Genomic DNA, 20,814 nt, shown 5'->3' on the forward strand with positions numbered 1-20,814 from the left:
AATGTGCTGCTTAACTGCGCTTGCCCAACTCGCTGAAGGTGAAGTTGTCCAGGGCGCTTTCAGCAACCCGGAACCAACTGGCCTCCTGCTCCTGGAAGGCCTTCCAGCTTGGATAAATCTTGGCAAAATCGGCGTTGCTGTCCGACAGTTCCTTCCACAGTTCCTGGGACTTGTCGTAAGCGGCCTTCATGACGTCCTTGGGGAAGTAACGCAGCTTGGCCCCATCGGCCACCAGCTTGCGCAGAGCGCCGGGGTTCAAGGCATCGTACTTGGCCAGGCTGAGCATGGTCTGCTCATTACAGGCCGTCTCGAATGCTGCTTTGAAGTTGGCTGGCAAGGCTTCCCAGGCATCTTTATTGACCATGGTGGTCAGGGACGCACTGCCCTCGAACCAGCCGGGGGAGTAGTAGAAGGGAGCGACTTTGTTCAAACCCAGTTTTTCGTCGTCGTAAGGGCCAATCCACTCGGCCGCGTCAATCGTGCCTTTTTCAAGCGAGGAGTAAATATCGCTAGGAGGAATCTGCTGGGGCACGGCGCCCAGTTTGGACAGCACCATGCCGCCAATGCCACCGATACGCATTTTCAGGCCTTGCAGGCTGTCTAGGTCCTTGATTTCCTTGCGAAACCAGCCCCCCATCTGCACACCCACGTTACCGGCCACAAAGTTCACGATGTTGTACTGGCTGTACATTTCGCGCAGCAATTTCAGGCCACCACCAAAGTGCACCCAGGAATTGTGCTGACGGGCGTTCATGCCAAAGGACAAGCCGGTATCAAACGTTACGGCGGTGTTCTTGCCCACAAAAGCGGTACTGAGCACGTGGTTGCACTCGACCGTACCGTTGCTGATGGCATCCATGTTCTGAGCATATGGCACCAGCTCGCCACCGGGGAAAGCGCGGATTTCGAACTTGCCTTCAGTCAGTTCGCTGACACGTTTGCACAACGCTTCGGCCGAACCATAAATGGTGTCCAGGCTTTTGGGCCAGCCGGTAGACATGCGCCAGCGTACGGTGGGGCTGTTCTGCGCAATTGCAGGGGCGGCTACGGCTGCCAAACCCGCACCCGCAACCGTTGCCGATTTCAGCAGAAAACTACGACGCTCCATCACTCACCTCTTTGTATTTTTTAATGTATTTACACCCCTTGCTCGATAGGGGTCTGGGTAGTTTGCCCGCCAGTCTGGCTTGCAGCCCCAACAGCAACTGTCCGAACCTTGCCAAACCGTCCCCCCCGAGGGGCCAGACGGACGTTCCAAGCAGTGTCAGCACACTATGAAATTGACATTCACCGCTTCGATAATAGTAAGTGTGCTGATTAATTAATTTTTGGTCAAGCAGGGAAACTACTGACGCATGTCCTTGATGAGATAAAGGAAAGCATCATCAATAGCTTAAGCCTCAACTAGCGCAATCCCTTATAAAAACGATATTTGATTTTATAATTTATACAGTATACTGACTAATTGAAAGCACAACCCGGAGACAACTTTGAACTGGATAAAAATTTCCGAAACTGATGCCATCGACAACGAAGAGTCCCTGGCAATCGAGTGGGAAGGCAAGAAACTGGCCCTGCACAAACTGGATGACGAGTTCCACCTGACCGACAACGTCTGTACCCACCAATATGCCCTGCTGTCCGACGGCTACCTGGAAGACGGTTGTGTGGAATGTCCGCTGCATCAGGCCAAGTTCTGTTTGCGCACTGGCAAGGCGATGAACGCCCCTGCCACGGTGGACATCAAGGTCTACCCGCTGCGCATTGAAGGCAACGATATTCTGGCCGACTTCAGTCAGGCCTGAGCTTTTTTTTGCTGACGAGACCTGCAACATCATGGCACACCACACTTCCGTACTGATCATCGGCGCTGGCCAAGCGGCTTCGGTGCTGGCGCGCGAACTGCGCAGCCTGGGCTTTAGCGGCAGCATCACCTTGGTAGGGGATGAAACTCACCTTCCCTACGAACGCCCGCCCCTGTCCAAAGACGTGCTCAAGTCCAGCGCGACCACTGACAGCGTATTTTTGCAAAAAGCCGAGTTCTATCAAGAACAGAATATTGAACTCTTGTTGGGCACCAGCGTGCAGTCTCTGGATTGCGCCACGCGTCAGGCCAGCCTGAGCAATGGCCAGACCTGGAGCTTTGACCACGCGGTGCTGGCCACAGGCGGCGCGGCCCGCGAACTGGCTCTGCTGCCCGCCAGCCAGGCCAACGCCCTGTATCTGCGCACGCTGGACGATGCCCTGAGCCTGCAAGCTCGTCTGCAACCCGGTTTGCGCGCCCTGGTGATTGGTGGCGGTTTCATGGGTCTGGAACTGGCTTCAACTGCCAGTGAAACTGGCGCACAGGTCACTGTCATTGAAGCGAATGAACGTCTGCTGGCCCGCAACGCCCCTGCGCTGCTGTCGCAATGGTTGCTGGAGCGCTTCGAGTCGCAAGGCATCACCGTGCGCTTGGGACAGGGAGTACGTCAGGCCCACTTTGTGGCTGAAAACGAGCATCCCGTTCAGCTGGAACTAAATGATGGCCAGATCCTGAATGGCGATCTGGCCATTGTGGCCGCCGGTCTGAGCGCGAACTCCGCCTTGGCGCGGGCCAGTGGTATCGCGGTAGACGATATGACGGCCGGGATTATTGTGGATCGCCAGGGCCGCACCAGTGTGGCGGGCATTTATGCCGCTGGCGATTGCGCCACCCAGATCTGCCCCGATACCGCCGTGCGCACGCGCACCGAATCCTGGCAGAACGCCAACGAGCAAGCCCGTCAGGTGGCCCACGCCATTGCCGGGCAGGATGCTCCTGCTGCACCTGTCAGTTGGTTCTGGACGGATGTGCTCGGTTGCAACATTCAAATGCTGGGCCAAGGCAGCCCGGATCTGAACTATCAGGTACGCGGCGTCATGGACAGCCAGGGCGATGCCATCAGCTTCATGCTGCTGGCATTTGAAGGCCAGCATTTGCGACACGCAATTGGCGTCAATGCCGGCGCGGATCTACGCGCTTTGCGCAGCGTCATGGAACAGAACTTGCCTGTGGACCCGGCCATCGTGCTGGACCCGGCCACCAAGCTGCGCCAGTACGTGAAAGAAGCGGCTCGTACGGCCCAAGTCTAAGAAAGAGAAGCGGCCTGCGCCGCCTCGTCATCACGAATCATTAAAGAGTTATCAGAGGAGAACCCCATGTATCAGACGCAAACGGTGATAGGCCAGACGGTCGGGTCCAAAGACCGCCCTGTCGAGGAATGCACCTGGCCCGAGGACGTGCTCAACACCATTCCGGACTGGGTCTACACCAGCAACGACATTTACAACCGCGAGATGGAACGCATTTTCCATGGTGACACCTGGAACTTTGTGGCCCTGGAGGCGGAAATTCCCGATTCGGGCGACTACAAGCGCTCGTATGTGGGTTCCACGCCAGTGGTCGTCGCTCGTGCGGAAGATGGCAGCATCAACGTATTTGAAAACCGCTGTGCGCACCGTGGTGCCGAGTTCTGCCGCCACAATCAGGGCAATACCAATGAGTTTGTGTGCCCGTATCACCAGTGGTCCTACAGCCTGAAGGGTGATCTGCAAGGGATTCCTTTCAAGCGCGGTGCGAATAAAGAAGGCGGCATGCCGCGCAGCTTCAAGAACTCCGAGCATGGTCTGAAAAAGCTGCATGTGACAACGCACAACGGCGTAATTTTTGCGTCCTACAGCGACAAGGTCGAGCCTATTACGGAATACCTGACGCCTGAAATTCTGAAGGATTTCGAGGCGGTGTTTCCCGGCAAGAAGCTGAAGATTCTGGGTTACTACCGTAACGAGTTGCCTTGCAACTGGAAGATGTACCACGAGAACCTGAAAGATCCTTACCACGCGACCTTGCTGCACTCTTTCCTGGTGGTGTTCGGTCTGCTGGTAGCGGGCAACAAGTCGCAGATGTATGTGGACCCTGTGCATGGTCGTCATGGCTATATGGCTTCGGCCAAGTCCGAGGACAAGTACGCCGAGGTCAGTGAGGACAACAAGAAGGAAATGCGTTCCTTTGTGGACGATATGCGTTTGCGCGATGAGCGTTTTCTGGACTACGTCAAGGAGTTTGATTCGCCGTGGTCGGTGACCATGCAGACGATCTGGCCCAACCTGATTGTTCAGCGCGAGATGAACACCTTGGGTGTGCGTCAGATCGTGCCCAATGGCCCCAACAGTCTGATCATGCAATGGACCATGTTTGGCTATGAGGACGATACCGAGGAGATGACTCGTCACCGTCTGCGTCAGGGCAACCTGATGGGTCCTGCCGGTTTCCTGGGTCTGGAAGACAACGAGGCCATGAAGTTTGTGCAGGAAGGGGTACGTCGTTCCAGCAGCGAGGTGAACATCATCAAGCTGGATGAAAGCAAGCTGGGTACGTCCAATACGCTGATCTCGGAAGCGGCTATTCGCTCCATGTACCAGTACTACCGCCAAGTGATGGATCTGTAAGACGAGCTGACTTATGAAAATGGATTTTTCTTTCAAACCCGCCCAGGTTTCTGTTGAGCGTGCTTTGGCGTTAAAGGCGGAAATTGAGCTTTTCAATGCCGAGTACTGTGCCACTTTGGATCGTGGCAATGTTGAGGACTGGCCCATGTTTTTTGTGGAGGGCGCGGTTTACCGAGTCACTTCACGCGAGAACGCGGATCTGAATTTGCCGGTAGGTCTGGTCTATGCCGAAGGGCGCGACATGATGCACGATCGTGCGGTGGCTATTGCCCGCACGCAGATGTATGCCCCGCGCTACATGCTGCATCTGGTCACGGATGTGCGCGTGATCAGCGAGGCTGACAATGGCGACATTGAGGCTGAAGGCAATTTCATGCTGATGCAGACCTTGGTGGAAGGGCCTTCCACGGTGCATCTGGTGGGTAATTATTTCGATAAGTTCACGCGTGTGGAGGGTCGGTTGATGCTCAAGGAGCGTCAGGTGATTTTTGATACGTCCATCCTGGCGAACGATCTGGTGTTCCCGGTCTAAGGCCCGGGGTTTGCTTCTGGTTTTAAAACTGTTTTTTGTGTGCTGTTTCCGAGCCACTTGAGTCAGAAGGTCTTCTGATTCCTTTGAGCACCCTTCTTTGTTGAGGGGTGCTTTTTTTTGCTTATTTATTGGGGCAAAGGGCTGATGCCTGGCGCAACGTCAGAGATATGAGGCTTTAGGGCTGGTAGCTCAGGTTTGGAGGGCATTCAGCTTGTCAGGATCGGGGATAAAAGGTCTCTGTGAAAACGCCATTCAGTCGGCCTGCTGGGGTGTCCGGGCTGAGCACTTGCCGGTGCTGCGCACCGGTTCCCTTGTCAGGAGATAGCTACGGGCGCATCCTGAACTCACCCGGTACTTGGTCCCCCGGACCAAGTACAAGCGTCGGGTTCAAACAGCAGGATGCTTGCACCCCTACGCTATCTCCTGCCCGCGGCAAGTACTCTGATCCGCCCTGACACCCCAGCAGGCCGACTGAACGGCTCACAATGGCTTTTTATCTACCAATCTCTTACGGACTCTTTGAACAAACAGGGCCTCGTGCCTTGCTCTTCTGTATTTCCTAAGCACCTATCGTTCTGCTCTTCAGCCCCCCCTCCCTTCCGTTCTCCACCCATCCAATCTGGGCCCTTAATTTCATCCCACCTCTGCCAGTGCCGTTTGGGCTTTAACCCGTGTTGCTTGTTTTCTTGTGGGGCCCGGGTACGGCTTGGCGGGCGAGTCAGGGCTCTTGCCGCAGGCAGAGTGCTGGGGCGGGATGCAAGGGTCGTGCTGTTTGAGGAGCACGCTTGCGGTTTGTCCGGGGGACAAACCGCGCTCCGAGTTCACGACCCGCCCGCCCCAGCACTCTGACAAGGGTACCCACGCGCAGCGTGGGCAAGAGACCCGCCAAGACAAGCCGTACCCGGGCCCCACAAGAAAACTATCCGCCGCCCTCACGCAAAGCCCAAACGGCACGTCCAGAAGAAAGCCCTGACACCGTAATCCTTGCAAACCCACAACGCTGCCAAAAATAAAAAAGCCCCCGAGAGCCATATGGCTTCCAGGGGCACAGGTCCGATAGCCCGCCCCCAAGCGGCAGACCATCGATACTCAATTACAAGGCTATCAAAACAGACTTGTTAACGACGACTCATATCCATCAAGCACGGACGCCCATCCAGACCATGATGAAACACGTCGCTCTTTTCAAAAGCTCAAAAAAATTGAATAGCGTTAAAGACCGATCAACGTCATCGCCTCTTCACGTGTTGCCACGGTGGCGTACTTCTGACGCATATCGAACAAGTTAGCCTCGTGAGGGCCAATCGCACGGTCACCCACGCAATCCGATACCACCAGGGGACGGAAACCCAGTTGCATCGCATCAACCACGCTGGAACGCACGCAACCGCTGGTCACGGCGCCAGCAACCAGCAGTGTTTGCACACCACGTTGGGTCAACCAAGCGGCCAAAGGCGTACCGAAAAACGCCGAAGGCACGTTCTTGCGAACGATGAACTCACCGGGCGCAGGAGCCAGTTCCGGCACAATATGGCTGTTGTGGGCGTCTTCGGTCAGACCCAGCATGCCGGGCACTTTGATGCTGAAGATGTTGTTATCAGCGCCATCGTCGGCATACACGATACGCGTATGCGCCACTGGCCAGCCCTGTTCACGCGCCGTTGCCAACAGCTTCTGCGTGTTCTCGATAGCTTCAGGAATATTGCCGCCGCCAAACACGGCAGGATCCGCAAAGCCATTCACCAGATCAATAATCAACAAGCCGTAAGGAGCTTTAGGCTCCAGCGTCGACCCAAACCCTTGTTGAGCGTACACCGCTCCTTCATTCGTACTCACCAACACCTCCATCCAGTACTTTGCCATCACGCACGACAGCGCGGCCATCCAGGCTGACCGTGCAATTGCGCAAAGGAATATCAATGTGGCAGGCCGTCGTGCGCTTGCCGCCAGCTTCATTGTTCGGGCCCAGGGAGAACAGGAAGTTACCCTCGAACGCACGGGCATCCATGCCAATGGTGTTCTCACGCGAGTACAGACCCAGTGTGGACCAATGGCAACGTGGCTGCAGACCCCAGCCGATATGCGAGATAGCGTAGCCTTCGGGGTCATTGAAGGACTTCATGTACTCGTCCAATAATTGCGCCTCAATGCCGCCTTCGATCTTCGTGGCATAACCATTCTCCACCGTCAGAATAATCTGCTCGGAGGAATACTTTTTCTGCGGCAGCAGGATGTCGCCCTTGTCGATCACAATGGTGCCGTTAGTGCCCAGCTCGTTCGGCCAGGTCAGCACGAAGCCACTAGGCCAGTGATCCCAGCGACCGGGCTCATCCACAAACCCGTATTCACGAATTGCCGGGAACTCGCCCAATGGACAACGCAAGTTGGTGCCAGCAGGAGAGGTAATACTCATCTCCTTGGCAGCCTTGATCAGGGCTGCGGCTGCCGTCACACGCGCACGATCCGCTTCGGTTGGAACGGTACGAACCAGAATCTCCGGTGGCTCCACCGCCAGCAGAATCTTGGTACCCGACTTCAAAATGTCGATCTGCTCGGGCGAGAACAACAGAGTCATCAAGTCCAGCACCAGATCGCTGGCCTTCAAGGCCGCAATCGCCGCTTCATTCCCCGTCAAAGGCGTCGTGCCCAGATAGGCCAAAGAATCCCGGCTCAGGGCCTTCTCTGCATTCACAGGCAACAGATCCAGACGATTTACCACCGCGCCCATGGACTGGGCCGCGATCTGCGCACACTGCATGGTTTGCTGATTCGTCGTGGAGCTGGTCAGCAGGGTCACGGTTTGACCTGCTTGCAGCTTGGACAGACGTAGAACCTCTTGCCATGCTTCGATAAGTTGATAATCACTCACTGCCATTTTGTCTCTCCTAGTGAGACACCTCGGCTTCAAACCGACATGCCTAATCACGACAGGGCCGCCTTGGCGGCCCCTGCTCAACATCACACCAAGCGCTGGCCCAGGAAGTCACCGAAGGCTTCGTAAAAGCCTGCTTCGTTATCCCAAGGAATCATGTGACCGGCATCAGGCACGCGAACGTGCTGAACGCCAGGGGCCAACTGCTGAATCTCGGCCACATCCTCGTCACGCACCACGTCACCACGCTCGACTGTCATCAGCAAGGCAGGCACGGTCAAATGCGGGAAGTCGACATGAATATCGTCGGTATGAAAGCCCTCAAAGCTGGCCAGAATCGCAGGCTCATGGCAGGTGTGCAGCCACTGGGCACGCAATTGCAATTGCTCTTCGGTCCAGGTCGGGCAAAAGGCACGCATGTCTTCTGCGGTGCAGCCTTTGCGAGCCATCGCCATGGAATCGACGTACCAGGGCAACTTGGAGGGATAAGCGCGACGACCTGGGCCAGACACTGGCGGATCAACCATCACCAGACGATTCAGGCCCTCGCTGTTCTTGTGAGCGGCACGCAAACCAATGCGGGCACCCATGGAGTGACCAACCACGATGTAGTCCTTCAGGCCCAGCGCTTGAGCCAAGGCGATCAAGTCATCCGCCTGCGCATCCAGGCTGTAATCCATGCCTTCAGCCGCTTCGCTCAAACCGCGACCACGCACGTCTTGAATGTAGGTATCAAAGTGCTTGCCGAACTGCTCGCCCACAAAGCCCCAGGTCACCGCCGGGCTGGTAATGCCAGGAACGATGATGACGGCAGGACGCTGGTCACGCCCACCAACGGAACCACCAAAACGCAGGTAATGCTGACGAATGCCATTGGCGTGCACATGAGCGCCGTACAAAAATGTGCTCATGCTTAGCTCCGGTCCAGCTTGAACAGACGGGCAGCGTTGCCGTAGCAAACCAGCTCGCGTGTCTTGTCATCCATAGGCGCTGCCTCGATGAAATCAGCGGCCAGCTCAGTGGACTCGTAGGGGTAATCAACCGAGAACAATACGGCTTCAGCACCCATTTCACCAATTGCGCCCATTAGCGTTGGGGCAGAACAGACACCCGAAGTAGTGATCAGGATGTTGCTGCCGATGTACTCGGAAGGCTTGCGCTTCAAGGTCACACCATGTGGGTACACGGCAAAGCGGCTGTCGTAGCGCCAGCGCTGGAACGGCAAGCCTTCACCCATATGACCCAAGATCAACTTCACATCCGGGCAGCGATCAAACACACCACCGAACAACATGCGCAGCGCGTGAGTGCCGGTTTCCACGCCCCAGCCCCAGGTTGCACCCATCAGCTCCGGGTGGCCCGTGTAAGCGTGCGGCATTTCATAAGCATCAAAGGGGTGCAGATAGAACGGCACATCCAGCTTCTGCACGGTTTCCCAGAAGGCATCATATTCGCGGCCATCGTAGTACACGCCATGCGTGTGACCGTTAACCAAAGCGCCTTTCAAGCCCAGATCCTGCACCGCACGCGTCAATTCCTGCGCGGCAGCAGCCGGGTCTTGCATGGGCAAAGTGGCAAAGCCGCCCAGACGATCGGGATGGCGTGCAATTTGCTGCGCCAGGAAATCATTGTTCTGACGTGAACGCTCGATAGCGACGGACACATCCTTTTCCACCTGTACCCCAGGGCCGGTCTGCGACAGCACAACGTACTCGATACCGGCACGATCCATCACCTCCAGACGCTGGGCGTCGAAGTCATGCAAACGAGCCATCAGTTCACGCGCGTCGGCACTGTCAATATGTTTGACAAAGGCCTTGGAATAATCCTCAAAGCCAACGGCGTTGAAGTGCTCCTCCAGTGCTATTTTTTTAATACGTTTCACCGTAAATTTTCCCTAAATTATTGATTTACATAAGGTCAATCGTTTGACCCCCCAACAATATCTATCAGTATGCTGATTATTATTGTTTTCAGCAAGTCGGGAAATCACATATACTTTGGGGCGTGGACAGCGCCTGTAGAAATGACTGCAAATCAGAAATCAGGGCTTTTGTTCACGTTAGCGTAGCCCTGCTTTCCTTGTAGACGCCGACCTTGCAGCCGTACCCTTTGCAGGTCGTCCCGCTTTCAGTGTGCTGCCTTGTTGGCAACGGGCTGAAGGCCACTCAATCGATGACTGACTTATCCATGAAGAATCACGCCGAGCTAAAGCAAGAAGAACGACTGGAAGCCGACGAGGCCGAAATCCTGGGTCCAGTGGAAGAAGAAAATGCCGAGCTGTATCGACGCAAACTGTGGTCCCGGCCTGGTTTTCTGGTGCGCCGTCTTAACCAGATTCACTACGCCATGTTTTACGAGGAGTGCAAAAGTGACCTCACCCCTGTCCAGCACGGTGTCCTGTCCGTGTTGATGGGTTCACCCTGGCTGGATCAAACCACGATCGGCTACGAGCTGGGGCTGGATCGCACCACCTCGGCCGATGTCATCCGCAGGCTGGAGGAAAAAGGTTTGCTGGGGCGTCGTATCAACCCCGAAGACCGCCGCTCTCGCCAGACCTACATCACCGAAGCAGGATTGGCGGCGATGAAGGAAATCAGTGCTGGCATGAACCGCGCCCAGGAACGACTGCTGGACCCACTGACCGCCAAGCAGCGCCAGACCTTTATGACCATGCTGACGCGTGTAGTGGAGCACAACAACCAATATGGTCGTGCCGCCCTGAAAAACATGTGAGAAGCTCGGGGGGCCTCAGGCCCCTCGCGCATACCAATCAGGTAGTTCAAAGGCATGCGCTGGCAGTTGGTACAGCTGGCGCAAACTGGCCTGACTAAGCATGTCGCGGGGCTGTCCCTGCGCCAATATGCCCCCATCCCGGTACAAGATCACCCAGTCCGCCACGCGGGCCGCATGTTCGGGTTGATGCGTACACAAAAGCACACCCAGACCTTCCTGACGCAAGTGCGAGACTTGATCCAGCACCCGTAATTGATTCGCGAAGTCCAGGCTGGAGGCGGGTTCGTCCATGATCAAGAACTGCGAACGCTGCGCCAAGGCACGTGCAATCACACACAGCTGACGCTCTCCACCACTGATCTGATCAATACGTTTTTGAGCCAGCTGCCCTATGCCCAACCGCTCCAGGCAAACGCCTACCCATTGCCGGTCGGCGGCCCGAGGTTGGGTGTACCAGGCCAGCTCACTGGCACAACCTAGCAAGACCCATTGTTCTACCGTGAAGGCAAAGGCCGACTCCTGCGCTTGCGGTACATAGGCCAGTTGTCTGGCCAGGGCACGCGCACTCCATTGCTCCAGGGGCTTGCTCTGCACCTTCACCTGCCCTTTTAAAGGCGGCTGCAGGCCCAGCAAGGTGCGCAGCAAGGTGGACTTACCGCTGCCATTGGGCCCGAGCAAACAAACGACCTGCCCGGTCTGTACGCGCAGATTCAAATTACTGGCGACTTGCTTGCGCCCGTAGCCTACAGCCAGATCAATCGCTTCCAAGCCTTGTTCGCTCATCGCTGCCTCGCACCACGAGCCAGCAACAGCAAGAAGCCGGGAGCACCCACCAAGGCCGTCAGCACACCCAAGGGCAATTCCAGCGTGCCTATGCTTCGTGCCAAGGTATCGGTTAACAAGAGGAAGGCGGCGCCCACCAACAAGCAGACGGGCAATAGACGGGAGAAGTCCGGGCCAACCAATAAACGGGCCGCGTGCGGGATCAGCAAACCGACCCAACCTATAATTCCTGCCAGAGCCACGCACACCGCCGTCATCAAGGTCGCGCAAACGATCAGCAGACAACGCAAGGCAGAGACCGACATACCCAAGGAGCGGGCCTCCTCATCTTGCAGCGCCAGGACATTGATACGCCAACGCAAAAGCCAGACAGGGACGATGCACGCCAATACCATCAGCGCAGCCGGCCAGACTTCGTAGGAACGTACGGCGCTCAAACCTCCCAATAACCAGAAGGTCATGGAGGGCAATTGAGAGTAGGGGTCGGCCAGGATCTTGATCAGCGACAGGGCGGCACCCAGCAAGGTGCCCACCGCCATCCCGGCCAGGACCAATATCAGAATAGGTGGATGATGGCCTAGCATGCGCGCTAGGCTCAAGACAATGCCCACCGCTAGCAGGCCGCCAACAAAGGCCGCCATCTGCACGCCGAACAAGGAGAAATTCAAATAGATGGCCAGAATTGCTCCCAGACCTGCACCCGAGGACACACCCAGGATATCGGGTGAAACCAGTGGATTGCGAAACATGGTTTGATACGCCGCGCCTGCGGTCGAGAGCGCCGCCCCCACCAGCAAAGCCGCTGCAATACGTGGCAGACGCAAATCCCAGACCACGCGTACGGCCTGACTCTGCCCCGCTTCTGGATCGCTACCAAAACCGGCGACCAAGGCGCGCAGCACTTCTGTTCCGGACAAGGGATACGCCCCCTGCCCCAGGGCAAACACCACCAATACGGCCAGAACCAGCCCCAGCAAAAGCAGCAATAGCCCGTAGGACAAACCTGACTTCATGCGCCTTGCTGAGAACCCAGCGGGTCCAGCCCTTGTACCAATCGCTTGACCTGCTCGTCGCTCAAGGACATGCCGTAAAAAGCCGAGTAAAACTCCTGCAACTCTGAATACATGCGTGGCATGGCAGCACTGCCTTCCAGCAAGGCATTAAGCCAGATCACCCCGGCCAGGCGATTGATACCCGGCGGGCCATCCAGCCAGCCAAAGGGCAAGGCGGGTACGCGGTACAAGCGTCCTTCCTTCACTGCCTTGAGCTGATTCCAGGGAGCCTGAGTACGGGCCAGCTCAAAGAAAGCATCATCCTGAGCAAACAGCATGTCCGGGTCCCAGGCCAATAATTGTTCGTAGGAAATACGGCCCAGACGATTATCGGTTTTCTCGTCACCCATTACCGTCAAGCCGCAAAGCCGCAGCACCTCGGTATGGATGGATTGGCCCATGCCGGTTTCCAGACCATCGTTACCGCGTGCCAAATAGGCTTTCAAGCCTTTGGCTCGGGGTCTGGCAGCTTGATGTGCGCTGTCCAGAATTGCCTGTGCACGCAAGGCCAATTGCTGGCCGCGTTCGGCCTGCCCCAGGATATGACCTGCCTGACGCAACTGCGCCGGGCTGTCGTTCAGGCGACCATCCAGCAAGACATAAGGCACGCCCGTCTGCTCTTGCACGGATTTGGCGGCAGACTCGTAATAGGGATTCACATCGCCTATATCCACGACCATATCAGGCTTCAAGGCCAGCAGGCTTTCCAGGGACAAGGTACTGCCCCGACCAGCCAGACGGCCAAGATACGGCAAGGAAAAACCAGCGGCCTCCATCATGCTGCGTGCAGCAGGAGCCAGTTGAAAAGGCCAACCTAAAAGCGCGTGGGGTGCCAGGCAATACACCAGCACCGAAGCGGGCGGACCGGCTGCCACCACCCGGCCAACATGGGCCGGATCGGGCAATTTGCCCGCCACGCTGATATGCAGATTGATCGGGGCGCTGGCTCCCGCCTGCTCAGGCCGGGCCAGCAAACGGGCATGAGGCGCCAAAACCGGCAGTGCCGCCAAGGCACGCAATACATCACGACGCTTCATTTATGCCTCTCCCCCTTTAACTGCAAATCACAAAACGGCTTTAGAAACGATAGCTTCCGCCCACAAACCAGACACGTCCGGGCATGGGGTAGCCTTCTTTGTATTGGTACAGCTTGTCGCCCAGATTACGCACACCGGCTTCCAGCGTGATGTCCGAATTCGGACGCCAGATACCTTTCAAGCCCAACAAGGCAAAGCCCGGTGTTTTTTCGTAGAGCTGATCACCCTTATTGTTTGCATAGGAGTAGTAACGGCCACTTTCGGTTTCCACCGAACCCATCACTTCCCACTGCGCAGTGGGCTTCCAGCTCAGGTGAGCAAACAGGCGGTGATTGGGTGTATCCACCAGTTTGACGTCCGGGTCAGACTGGTTGCGACGATTCAAATATGTGTACGCCAGGCCTGCCGACCAATGAGCAGAAAACTCCTGCTGCAAAGACAGCTCCAGACCCATTTGACGAGCCTTGCCGACGTTGGTGGCCTGATCACAAAAACCCACTGGACGGTACTTGTCACAACCGGGAGCCTGAATAACCGTGCTTTGAATCATGTCACGCACCTGGCTCAAGAACAGCGCCGATTCCAGCTGTGCACCTTCCCATGGCTGACCGCGCAAGCCCAGTTCATAGTGAATGGCGTGCTCGGGTTTCAGATCCGGATTAGGTTGGGCGTAGCCCATGCGGCTGGAGTAGCGATCTTTAATCGTGGGGAAACGAGTCTTGTAGGCCACACTGCCGTAGACCTGCATGGCCTCGCTCCAGTCGTAACCCAGCTCCAGCAAGCCGTTGGTGGCATCGGTATCGCCGGTTTCAAAGTTGTGCGCTTCTTTGGCTTTGCGACGTTCGTGGCTGGCACCCACGCGCAACTGCCACAGCTCACCCAAAGCAATACGGTCTTCAAACGCCAGAGACGTGGTCACGTCCTTGTAGTGCTCAGTGCCCGATGGCTTGGGATCACGGTGCTGATCTTCCTTGTAGTGCAAGGCAAAATGCAGCTCGTGATTGTCCAGGCTGGTGTTGACCCACTCCAGAGCAGCACCACGGGTACGGTCCGTGTACTCGCTGGTCGGGCCAGTCAGGGTCGCGTATTGACCATCGCTATACATATCCAGACCGTTCTTGTACTTGTCTTCGTACACGCGGGTCTTGATCGTGTTGCTCTCGCCAATCTGGGTGGAACTCAGGAAGTACAGGCTTTCCTTGTCCCAGTACGGCCAGCGCCAGTAGCGTTGACCCAGCTTGGCATCGTTCACGCCGGTGTAGACCGGATTGTCTTTCTGACCTTTCTGGTTCACGTAACCAATAACGTACTCATCCGTCACATTGGGGGTGATACCCAATTTAAAAGACGCTTTCTTGTCCATTTGAGAAGCATTGCTGCGCATGCCACCCGTGTCGGTAGGACGTGCTTTTTGATCTTCAAAGCCACGCCCCAAGGGGAAGCTGCGTTCGCCTGACCAGGACAAGCCTGCCTGCATGTACCAGGAACCCTGATTGGTGCCAACGTTCAAGGCACTGTAGCGTTGATCGCCCGTGGCGTAACCGGCGCGGAACTCGCCTTCAAACTCTTTGACGGGTTTACGGGTCACCAGGTTGATGGCACCACCCATGATGTTGGGACCATACAGTAAGGAAGCTGCTCCCTTGGCCACGCGAATTTCGCTCAGGTCCATGGTGGTGAAACGGGTAAAGTCCACATAGCCGTCGTACGGCACGTACTGTGGAATACCGTCCAGGAACAAGGGCACCTGACGAGAATCGAAACCACGCACATAGACCATCTGTTCGTTACGGGCACCGCCCGCCGACACAGTCACGCCGGGTTGCACACTAACGGCGGCACCCACATCGCGCAAATCAAAAGCCTGCATTTCTTTCTGGCTGACTGCGCTCTCCCCCAAAGGAGCCTCGCGATCCAGGCTGGACTGAACAACCACTTTGCCCAGCTGAAACACGCGGTCATTGTTTTCCTGAGCCTGAGCCTGGCTAACTGCCAAGGCCCCCATCATGCTCAAGACCAATGCGCGCGGCACAAAACAGACGGACTGATGACGCGCTGCTGTGGCGCGTTTGGACTGATGTCTCATTCCCCTTCCCTATTCGATCTTTCTAATTGATTTATGAACTGACGCCACACAAAGATGCGGCACAAAAAAAAACGGACCCCAGGGGGCCCGTAAATAGAACCCATCATCGAGCGATGAGTGATGGTTCTTTCGAAAACACCGCTATATAGTAAAGCATATAGCGAAGAACAACAACTAGCCAGAAACTTTAAGGTTCAGGTTTTCCCGTCTTCCCGATTTGCGGCTTCTCGCCAACAATACGGCTGTACTGAGCATTCCTATCAAAATGCTGCCAGCAAGGTGCCTGCACAAACGGGCACCCAAACGATCCCAAGACATCAGGACCCGCGCAAATACTGGCGCAAATCCACAGGAGCACAATTTATGTTTAAAGCCATGACGCGCGGTTCGGTCCGCCTGGTTGAACGCTATCTACCCGATCCGTATATTTTCGTCATCCTGCTCACACTGATTGCCGGTATTGCGGCCATGGCGTTTGAGCAACGCTCTCCCATGGAGATCATCCAATATTGGGGTAATGGCTTTTGGGGCCTGCTGACCTTTGCCATGCAAATGCTGCTGGTCTTGCTGACCGGCCACATGCTGGCCAGCACGCCACTGGTAAAAAGCTGGTTGCGTGGCCTGGCCTCGCTGGCCCGTTCGGCTGGTTCCGCCATCATTCTGGTGACCCTGGTGTCACTGGCGGCCAGCTGGATCAACTGGGGTTTCGGCCTGGTGGTCGGTGCCCTGTTCGCCAAAGAGCTGGCTCGTCAGGTCCGTGTGGACTACCGCTTGCTGGTTGCCAGTGCCTACTCCGGCTTTCTGGTCTGGCACGGTGGCTTGGCCGGTTCTGTACCACTGACCATTGCCACCTCGGGCCACTTTTCTGAAGACAAGATCGGCATCATCGGGACCTCCGACACCATCTTCGCCTTCTTTAACCTGGCCATTGTGATCGCCCTGTTCATTCTGGTGCCACTGATTAACCGTTTGATGTTGCCCAGTGACAAGGAAAGTATTTACGTCGACCCCAAGCTGCTGGAAGACACGCCAGACGACGTCAACCAGACCACCGATCGTCCAGCAGACCGTCTGGAAAACAGCCGTCTGATCTCCATCGTGATTGGTGTCGCTGGCCTGGCCTACCTGTTTGACTACTACGTGCTGCGCGGTGCGACCCTGAATCTGAACGTGATCAACTTCACCTTCCTGATTCTGGCCATCTTGCTGCATGGCACCCCTCGCCGCCTGCTGAAAAGCCTGGATGAAGCCATCCGCGGCGGTGCCGGGATTGTGATTCAGTTCCCCTTCTACGCAGGCATCATGGCCATCATGATCGACTCCGGTCTGGCTGCCAGCCTGTCCGAGTGGATGGTGTCCTTTGCCACGGCGACCACCCTGCCCTTCTGGACCTTCATGAGCGCCGGTCTGGTCAATATCTTTGTGCCCTCGGGCGGTGGCCAGTGGGCCGTACAAAGCCCGGTCGTGATTGCTGCCACACAGGCTCTGGATGCGGACATGGCGCGCACCGCCATGGCCGTTGCCTGGGGCGACTCCTGGACCAATATGCTGCAGCCTTTCTGGGCCTTGCCGGTATTGGCTATTGCCGGTCTGAAAGCCAAGGACATCATGGGCTTTTGCCTGATTCAGTTGATTGTCTCGGGTATTGTGATCTCGATTGGTTTGACCTGGTTGTAAACCCACCCAGCAATAAAAGTAAAAGGGCCCGCTAACTGCGGGCCCTTTGCTATGACAGCTCACTGCAGACGAGGCTGACTTGCTCCCGGAACCATGCGTAGGCAAAACTGGCACGCGTGCGTTCATGCCAAATCTGGTACACACAAAACGGGGCTAAATCCAAAGGATGGTCCAGCACATCCAGCTTGTGCCCGGCACATAGCAGACGAGCCATGCGTTCAGCCAAACTGATTACAAAATCGGTACGCTCCAACACGCCGGGAACCGCCAAAAAATGAGGCAGGCTAACTTGTACTTGCCGCTGTAATTGACGTGTTTGCAAAGCATCAGCCAAACGACGCTCACGGCTGCCGTTATGACCAGGCACCCCAATGTGGCTACGTCTGCAAAACTCGTCCAATGCCATCGCCTGGCCATTACGCCCACAGGATCGCATCACCACCACATAACGGTCATGGAAAAGCTCCTGGCGAAACAACGGATAGGACACAGCTGCCGACGATGAAAGCACCAGGTCGGCTCGCCCGCCCAACAGCCAGTCTTCAGCCCCCAAATCCGCCATATCCAGGACTTCCAAGCTGCACCGCGGAGCATGCTGCTGCAAATGTGCGGTTAAGGCCGGGATCAACAAATAAGACAAATATTCCGTCGTTGCCACACGAAAGCGCACATCCAGACTGGATGGTTCAAGCTGCTCTTTATCGGTCAGCAACAAATCATCCAGCAAGCTCAAGGCTTGCTCAATACGGGGCGCCAAAGCGCGCGCCTTGTGGGTTGGCTCGACACCTTGAGCGGTACGCAAAAACAAGGCATCACCAAAATACAGACGCAGTTTTGCGATTTCCTTGCTTACCGTGGATTGATTGGACTCCAGCGTCAAAGCAGCACGGCTGACATTACCTTCTCGAAATACGGCAAGAAAAGTACGCAACTGGACCAAATCCAGATTCTTCATTTCGCTCCCCTGCTCAGGTATTTCTATTTCAGCCTAATCAATCATTCCAATACGGAATTGCCTCGCTTTCAGGCCTCTCGGACACTAGTGCGACAACTTACTACCACAGGAAACCCCATGAGGACTCTGATTAAAGCGCGCTGGGTCATTGCATTTGAACAAGGACGCCATTGCGTGATCGACCATGGCCAGCTCGTCTACGAAGGCGAACATATCATATACGTGGGCACCCGCTACGAAGGGCATGTGGACCAGATCATCGAAGCGCCTGACAGCGTTCTGGCTCCTGGTTTTATTGATACCCATGTCCACTCCGGTCATCGGGCACTGCACAAGCTTCTGGCCGACGGTGGTCGCCCTGCATTATTTGGTCAGCCTTATATGGACGTGACCATTGCACGCCAAGGCACGCAAATACGCGGTTACCCCAACTATCTGGATCAGGAGCAAGCGGCAAAAGACCCCGGTATTGCTCTGCATGCAGCCTTTACCGCAGCCGAGCTGCTGCGCAACGGCGTCACCACCTTTGTAGAGCTGGGGGGACACGTGCTTGTCCAGGAGGCATTGTGGACTCAATGCGAGGCTTTAGGTATTCGTGGATACCTGGGCCCTGGCTACGATAGTGGTCGATGGCAGTCCGATGATAAAGGTCAGCTTGAACGTATTCCCTATCCAGACCAGGGCGAGCAGCTCTTCCAGGATGCCCTGGCATTTATTCGCCGTGCACAAGCCCATGAATCCGACCTGATTCACGGCATCCTGGTCCCACGGGAAATTGAAAACTGCAGCCTGGACTTGCTACGTCAAACGGTACGTGCGGCCGATGAGTTGAAGCTACCTATGGCCACACATGCTGGCTACAACGTGATCGAGTTCATGGAGACAGTACGCGAACACGGCTTCACTCCTATCGAGCTGCTGAACCATGTCGGAATGCTACGCCCCACCTTGAATATTGGCCATGCCAACCTGATATCCAATAACCCAAAAATGAATTATTCGGGTGGAGACGACCTGGGTTTAATGGGACAGAACAAGGTATCCATCTCACACTGCCCGGTCAATATTGTGCGCCGGGCTCGCACACTGGATAACTGGAAAGCGTATCGCCAGGCAGGAGTCAATATCACCATCGGCAGCGATACCTACCCGCGCGACATGTTCATGAACATGCGTACCGCGTCCTACCACGGGAAAGTCATGAGCCATGACCTGACCGCTGCCAGTGCGGCTGAGGTATTTGAAGCCGCCACCGTGGCAGCAGCGCGCTCCTTGGGCCGGGAAGACTTGGGAAGACTGGCTGCCAATGCCCGTGCGGACATGATTCTGGTGCGGATCGGCCGCAGCGACGTGCTGCGCTATGGCCCAATTTGGGACCCTATCCGCAGCATGATTGAATGCGGCATCGGCGACGACGTGGATACCGTGATCTGCAATGGCAGAATCAGCATGCGAGACGGCGTCATACCGGAGGTGGATCTGCCAGCCTTGCGCCGTCAGGTTCAGGACTTTGCCGAAGACATCTGGCCCAGCCTGCAGGACTGGGATCAGCTCAAACGCAGTGCGCAAGATATGTGCCCCATCAGCCGCTGCACACATCTATAAAAATACCTCGTTGAGGAGACAAGACATGATCAGAAAAACAGCTCTCGCTATTGTCACAACGGCTTTACTGAACACACTTCCGATGGCACAAGCTCAGCAGGCAGATTTTCCGCAAGGCCCTGTGCGTGTCATCGTCCCCTACGGAGCAGGCGGAAGCGCGGACATTTTGGCACGCGCAATCAGCGACAAACTGACTCAATTATGGGGCCAGACAGTTATCGTAGAAAACAAGCCAGGGGGTATAGGTACGATTGGAATCATGAGCGTGGTCAAATCCAAGGCCGACGGCTACACCCTGGTCTCAGTGCCCGTATCTGACTTGGCTGTTAATCCACACCTCTACAAGAAACGATCTTTTGATGTATTGAAGGATCTGGATCCCGTCAGTCAGGTAGGCTCTGTACCCAACGTCTTGATCACTAACCCGGCGCTGGGACTGCACAGCACAGCGGATTTAATCAAACTGGCCCAGCAACCGGGTCAAAACCTGAGCTACAGCTCTCCTGGCGTGGGCAGTCAGGCACATTTGGCCGCCGAAGTATTTGCTCGTAAACATGGGCTGACACTAAACCATATTCCCTATAACAGCGTCTCGGCTGCCATTACTGACGTAGCAGGCGGTCATGTCGATCTGATGTTTGCGCAACTCCCCAGCGCCTTGGGCTTTATCCAAGGAAAAACAGTGACTTTGCTAGGTATCGCCGCTCAACAGCGCAGCCCACTACTGCCAGACACCCCCACACTAACTGAATCCACCGGCGAGACGTACGGCGATTTTATTTCGTGGTCCGGTTTAATGGCGCCAGCAGGCACACCACTAGCCATACGAGAAAAAATTGCACATGATCTAAAGCACGTGATGGACAACACGGATCTGAATCGCGTACTCGCCAGTTCAGGCACCGTGGGAATAGGTAGCACACCCCAGCAGCTGGATGCCGCCATACGCGAAGATTACGATCGCTATGGGCGCATCATTGCTGACCTGAAATTGGCCTTGGACTAAATA

18 protein-coding genes are annotated in these 20,814 nt (G+C 56.0%); 8 read left to right on the forward strand and 10 right to left on the reverse strand.

Annotation, left to right across the window (positions count from 1 at the left end):
- Positions 1–10: 10 nt before the first annotated feature.
- On the reverse strand, positions 11–1,108 hold the full coding sequence (locus NIZ92_RS15690; protein WP_035273653.1) for a TRAP transporter substrate-binding protein: 1,098 nt from the start codon (positions 1,106–1,108) through the stop codon (positions 11–13).
- Between the two features lie 382 nt (positions 1,109–1,490).
- On the opposite strand from NIZ92_RS15690, the gene NIZ92_RS15695 reads away from it, so the two are divergent.
- From NIZ92_RS15695 to NIZ92_RS15710, 4 genes are all read left to right on the forward strand, one after another.
- A complete protein-coding gene (locus NIZ92_RS15695) occupies positions 1,491–1,805 on the forward strand; it encodes a non-heme iron oxygenase ferredoxin subunit (protein WP_009460854.1) in 315 nt (104 codons plus the stop codon).
- 31 nt (positions 1,806–1,836) lie between these two features.
- On the forward strand, positions 1,837–3,114 hold the full coding sequence (locus NIZ92_RS15700; protein WP_254002231.1) for an NAD(P)/FAD-dependent oxidoreductase: 1,278 nt from the start codon (positions 1,837–1,839) through the stop codon (positions 3,112–3,114).
- Between the two features lie 66 nt (positions 3,115–3,180).
- The gene (locus tag NIZ92_RS15705) at positions 3,181–4,470 is read left to right on the forward strand and encodes an aromatic ring-hydroxylating dioxygenase subunit alpha (RefSeq protein WP_009460850.1); all 1,290 of its coding nucleotides are present in this window, start codon (positions 3,181–3,183) and stop codon (positions 4,468–4,470) included.
- Positions 4,471–4,483: 13 nt separating this feature from the next.
- Positions 4,484–5,002, forward strand: coding sequence for an aromatic-ring-hydroxylating dioxygenase subunit beta (locus NIZ92_RS15710; RefSeq protein ID WP_254002232.1), 519 nt, complete (start codon positions 4,484–4,486; stop codon positions 5,000–5,002).
- Between the two features lie 1,212 nt (positions 5,003–6,214).
- Here NIZ92_RS15710 and NIZ92_RS15715 read toward each other — a convergent pair.
- From NIZ92_RS15715 to NIZ92_RS15730, 4 genes are all read right to left on the reverse strand, one after another.
- Positions 6,215–6,838 (reverse strand): N-carbamoylsarcosine amidohydrolase, encoded by a 624-nt coding sequence (locus NIZ92_RS15715; protein WP_121739520.1) that lies wholly within the window; start codon positions 6,836–6,838, stop codon positions 6,215–6,217.
- Positions 6,825–7,877, reverse strand: coding sequence for a M29 family peptidase (locus NIZ92_RS15720; protein ID WP_009460847.1), 1,053 nt, complete (start codon positions 7,875–7,877; stop codon positions 6,825–6,827). The genes NIZ92_RS15715 and NIZ92_RS15720 overlap by 14 nt, the downstream gene beginning before the upstream one ends.
- An 83-nt stretch (positions 7,878–7,960) precedes the next feature.
- Positions 7,961–8,785, reverse strand: a complete 825-nt coding sequence (locus NIZ92_RS15725; RefSeq protein WP_254002233.1) for an alpha/beta fold hydrolase — start codon at positions 8,783–8,785, stop codon at positions 7,961–7,963.
- Positions 8,786–8,787: 2 nt separating this feature from the next.
- On the reverse strand, positions 8,788–9,759 hold the full coding sequence (locus NIZ92_RS15730; RefSeq protein WP_026485442.1) for an amidohydrolase family protein: 972 nt from the start codon (positions 9,757–9,759) through the stop codon (positions 8,788–8,790).
- A 290-nt stretch (positions 9,760–10,049) separates the two neighbouring features.
- On the opposite strand from NIZ92_RS15730, the gene NIZ92_RS15735 reads away from it, so the two are divergent.
- Positions 10,050–10,610, forward strand: coding sequence for a MarR family winged helix-turn-helix transcriptional regulator (locus tag NIZ92_RS15735; RefSeq protein ID WP_009460842.1), 561 nt, complete (start codon positions 10,050–10,052; stop codon positions 10,608–10,610).
- A 15-nt stretch (positions 10,611–10,625) separates the two neighbouring features.
- Here the strand turns inward: NIZ92_RS15735 and NIZ92_RS15740 are convergent, their stop codons facing one another.
- The 4 genes from NIZ92_RS15740 to NIZ92_RS15755 are packed head-to-tail and all read right to left on the reverse strand — an operon-like array spanning position 10,626 to position 15,568.
- Positions 10,626–11,393: an ABC transporter ATP-binding protein gene (locus NIZ92_RS15740; RefSeq protein ID WP_251197053.1), complete on the reverse strand. Its 768-nt coding sequence runs from the start codon at positions 11,391–11,393 to the stop codon at positions 10,626–10,628.
- Positions 11,390–12,406: an iron ABC transporter permease gene (locus NIZ92_RS15745; protein ID WP_254002234.1), complete on the reverse strand. Its 1,017-nt coding sequence runs from the start codon at positions 12,404–12,406 to the stop codon at positions 11,390–11,392. The genes NIZ92_RS15740 and NIZ92_RS15745 overlap by 4 nt, the downstream gene beginning before the upstream one ends.
- On the reverse strand, positions 12,403–13,482 hold the full coding sequence (locus NIZ92_RS15750; protein WP_254002235.1) for an ABC transporter substrate-binding protein: 1,080 nt from the start codon (positions 13,480–13,482) through the stop codon (positions 12,403–12,405). Before NIZ92_RS15750 ends, NIZ92_RS15745 begins: the two co-directional genes overlap by 4 nt.
- 40 nt (positions 13,483–13,522) lie before the next feature.
- Positions 13,523–15,568: a TonB-dependent siderophore receptor gene (locus tag NIZ92_RS15755; protein WP_254002236.1), complete on the reverse strand. Its 2,046-nt coding sequence runs from the start codon at positions 15,566–15,568 to the stop codon at positions 13,523–13,525.
- Positions 15,569–15,931: 363 nt separating this feature from the next.
- Between NIZ92_RS15755 and NIZ92_RS15760 the strand changes: the two genes are divergently transcribed.
- Positions 15,932–17,245: a short-chain fatty acid transporter gene (locus NIZ92_RS15760; protein WP_035273510.1), complete on the forward strand. Its 1,314-nt coding sequence runs from the start codon at positions 15,932–15,934 to the stop codon at positions 17,243–17,245.
- 49 nt (positions 17,246–17,294) lie between these two features.
- Here NIZ92_RS15760 and NIZ92_RS15765 read toward each other — a convergent pair whose 3' ends face one another.
- Positions 17,295–18,200: a LysR family transcriptional regulator gene (locus tag NIZ92_RS15765; protein ID WP_060186717.1), complete on the reverse strand. Its 906-nt coding sequence runs from the start codon at positions 18,198–18,200 to the stop codon at positions 17,295–17,297.
- 117 nt (positions 18,201–18,317) lie between these two features.
- Between NIZ92_RS15765 and NIZ92_RS15770 the strand changes: the two genes are divergently transcribed.
- Together NIZ92_RS15770 and NIZ92_RS15775 are read left to right on the forward strand one after the other, a co-directional pair.
- Entirely contained in the window at positions 18,318–19,805 is a 1,488-nt protein-coding gene (locus NIZ92_RS15770) for a chlorohydrolase family protein (protein WP_254002237.1), read from the forward strand.
- Between the two features lie 25 nt (positions 19,806–19,830).
- The gene (locus tag NIZ92_RS15775) at positions 19,831–20,811 is read left to right on the forward strand and encodes a tripartite tricarboxylate transporter substrate binding protein (protein WP_254002238.1); all 981 of its coding nucleotides are present in this window, start codon (positions 19,831–19,833) and stop codon (positions 20,809–20,811) included.
- Positions 20,812–20,814: the final 3 nt, after the last annotated feature.

Origin of the sequence: Alcaligenes sp. 1735tsa3 (assembly GCF_024134565.1) — a bacterium.
Lineage (GTDB): Bacteria > Pseudomonadota > Gammaproteobacteria > Burkholderiales > Burkholderiaceae_B > Alcaligenes > Alcaligenes phenolicus.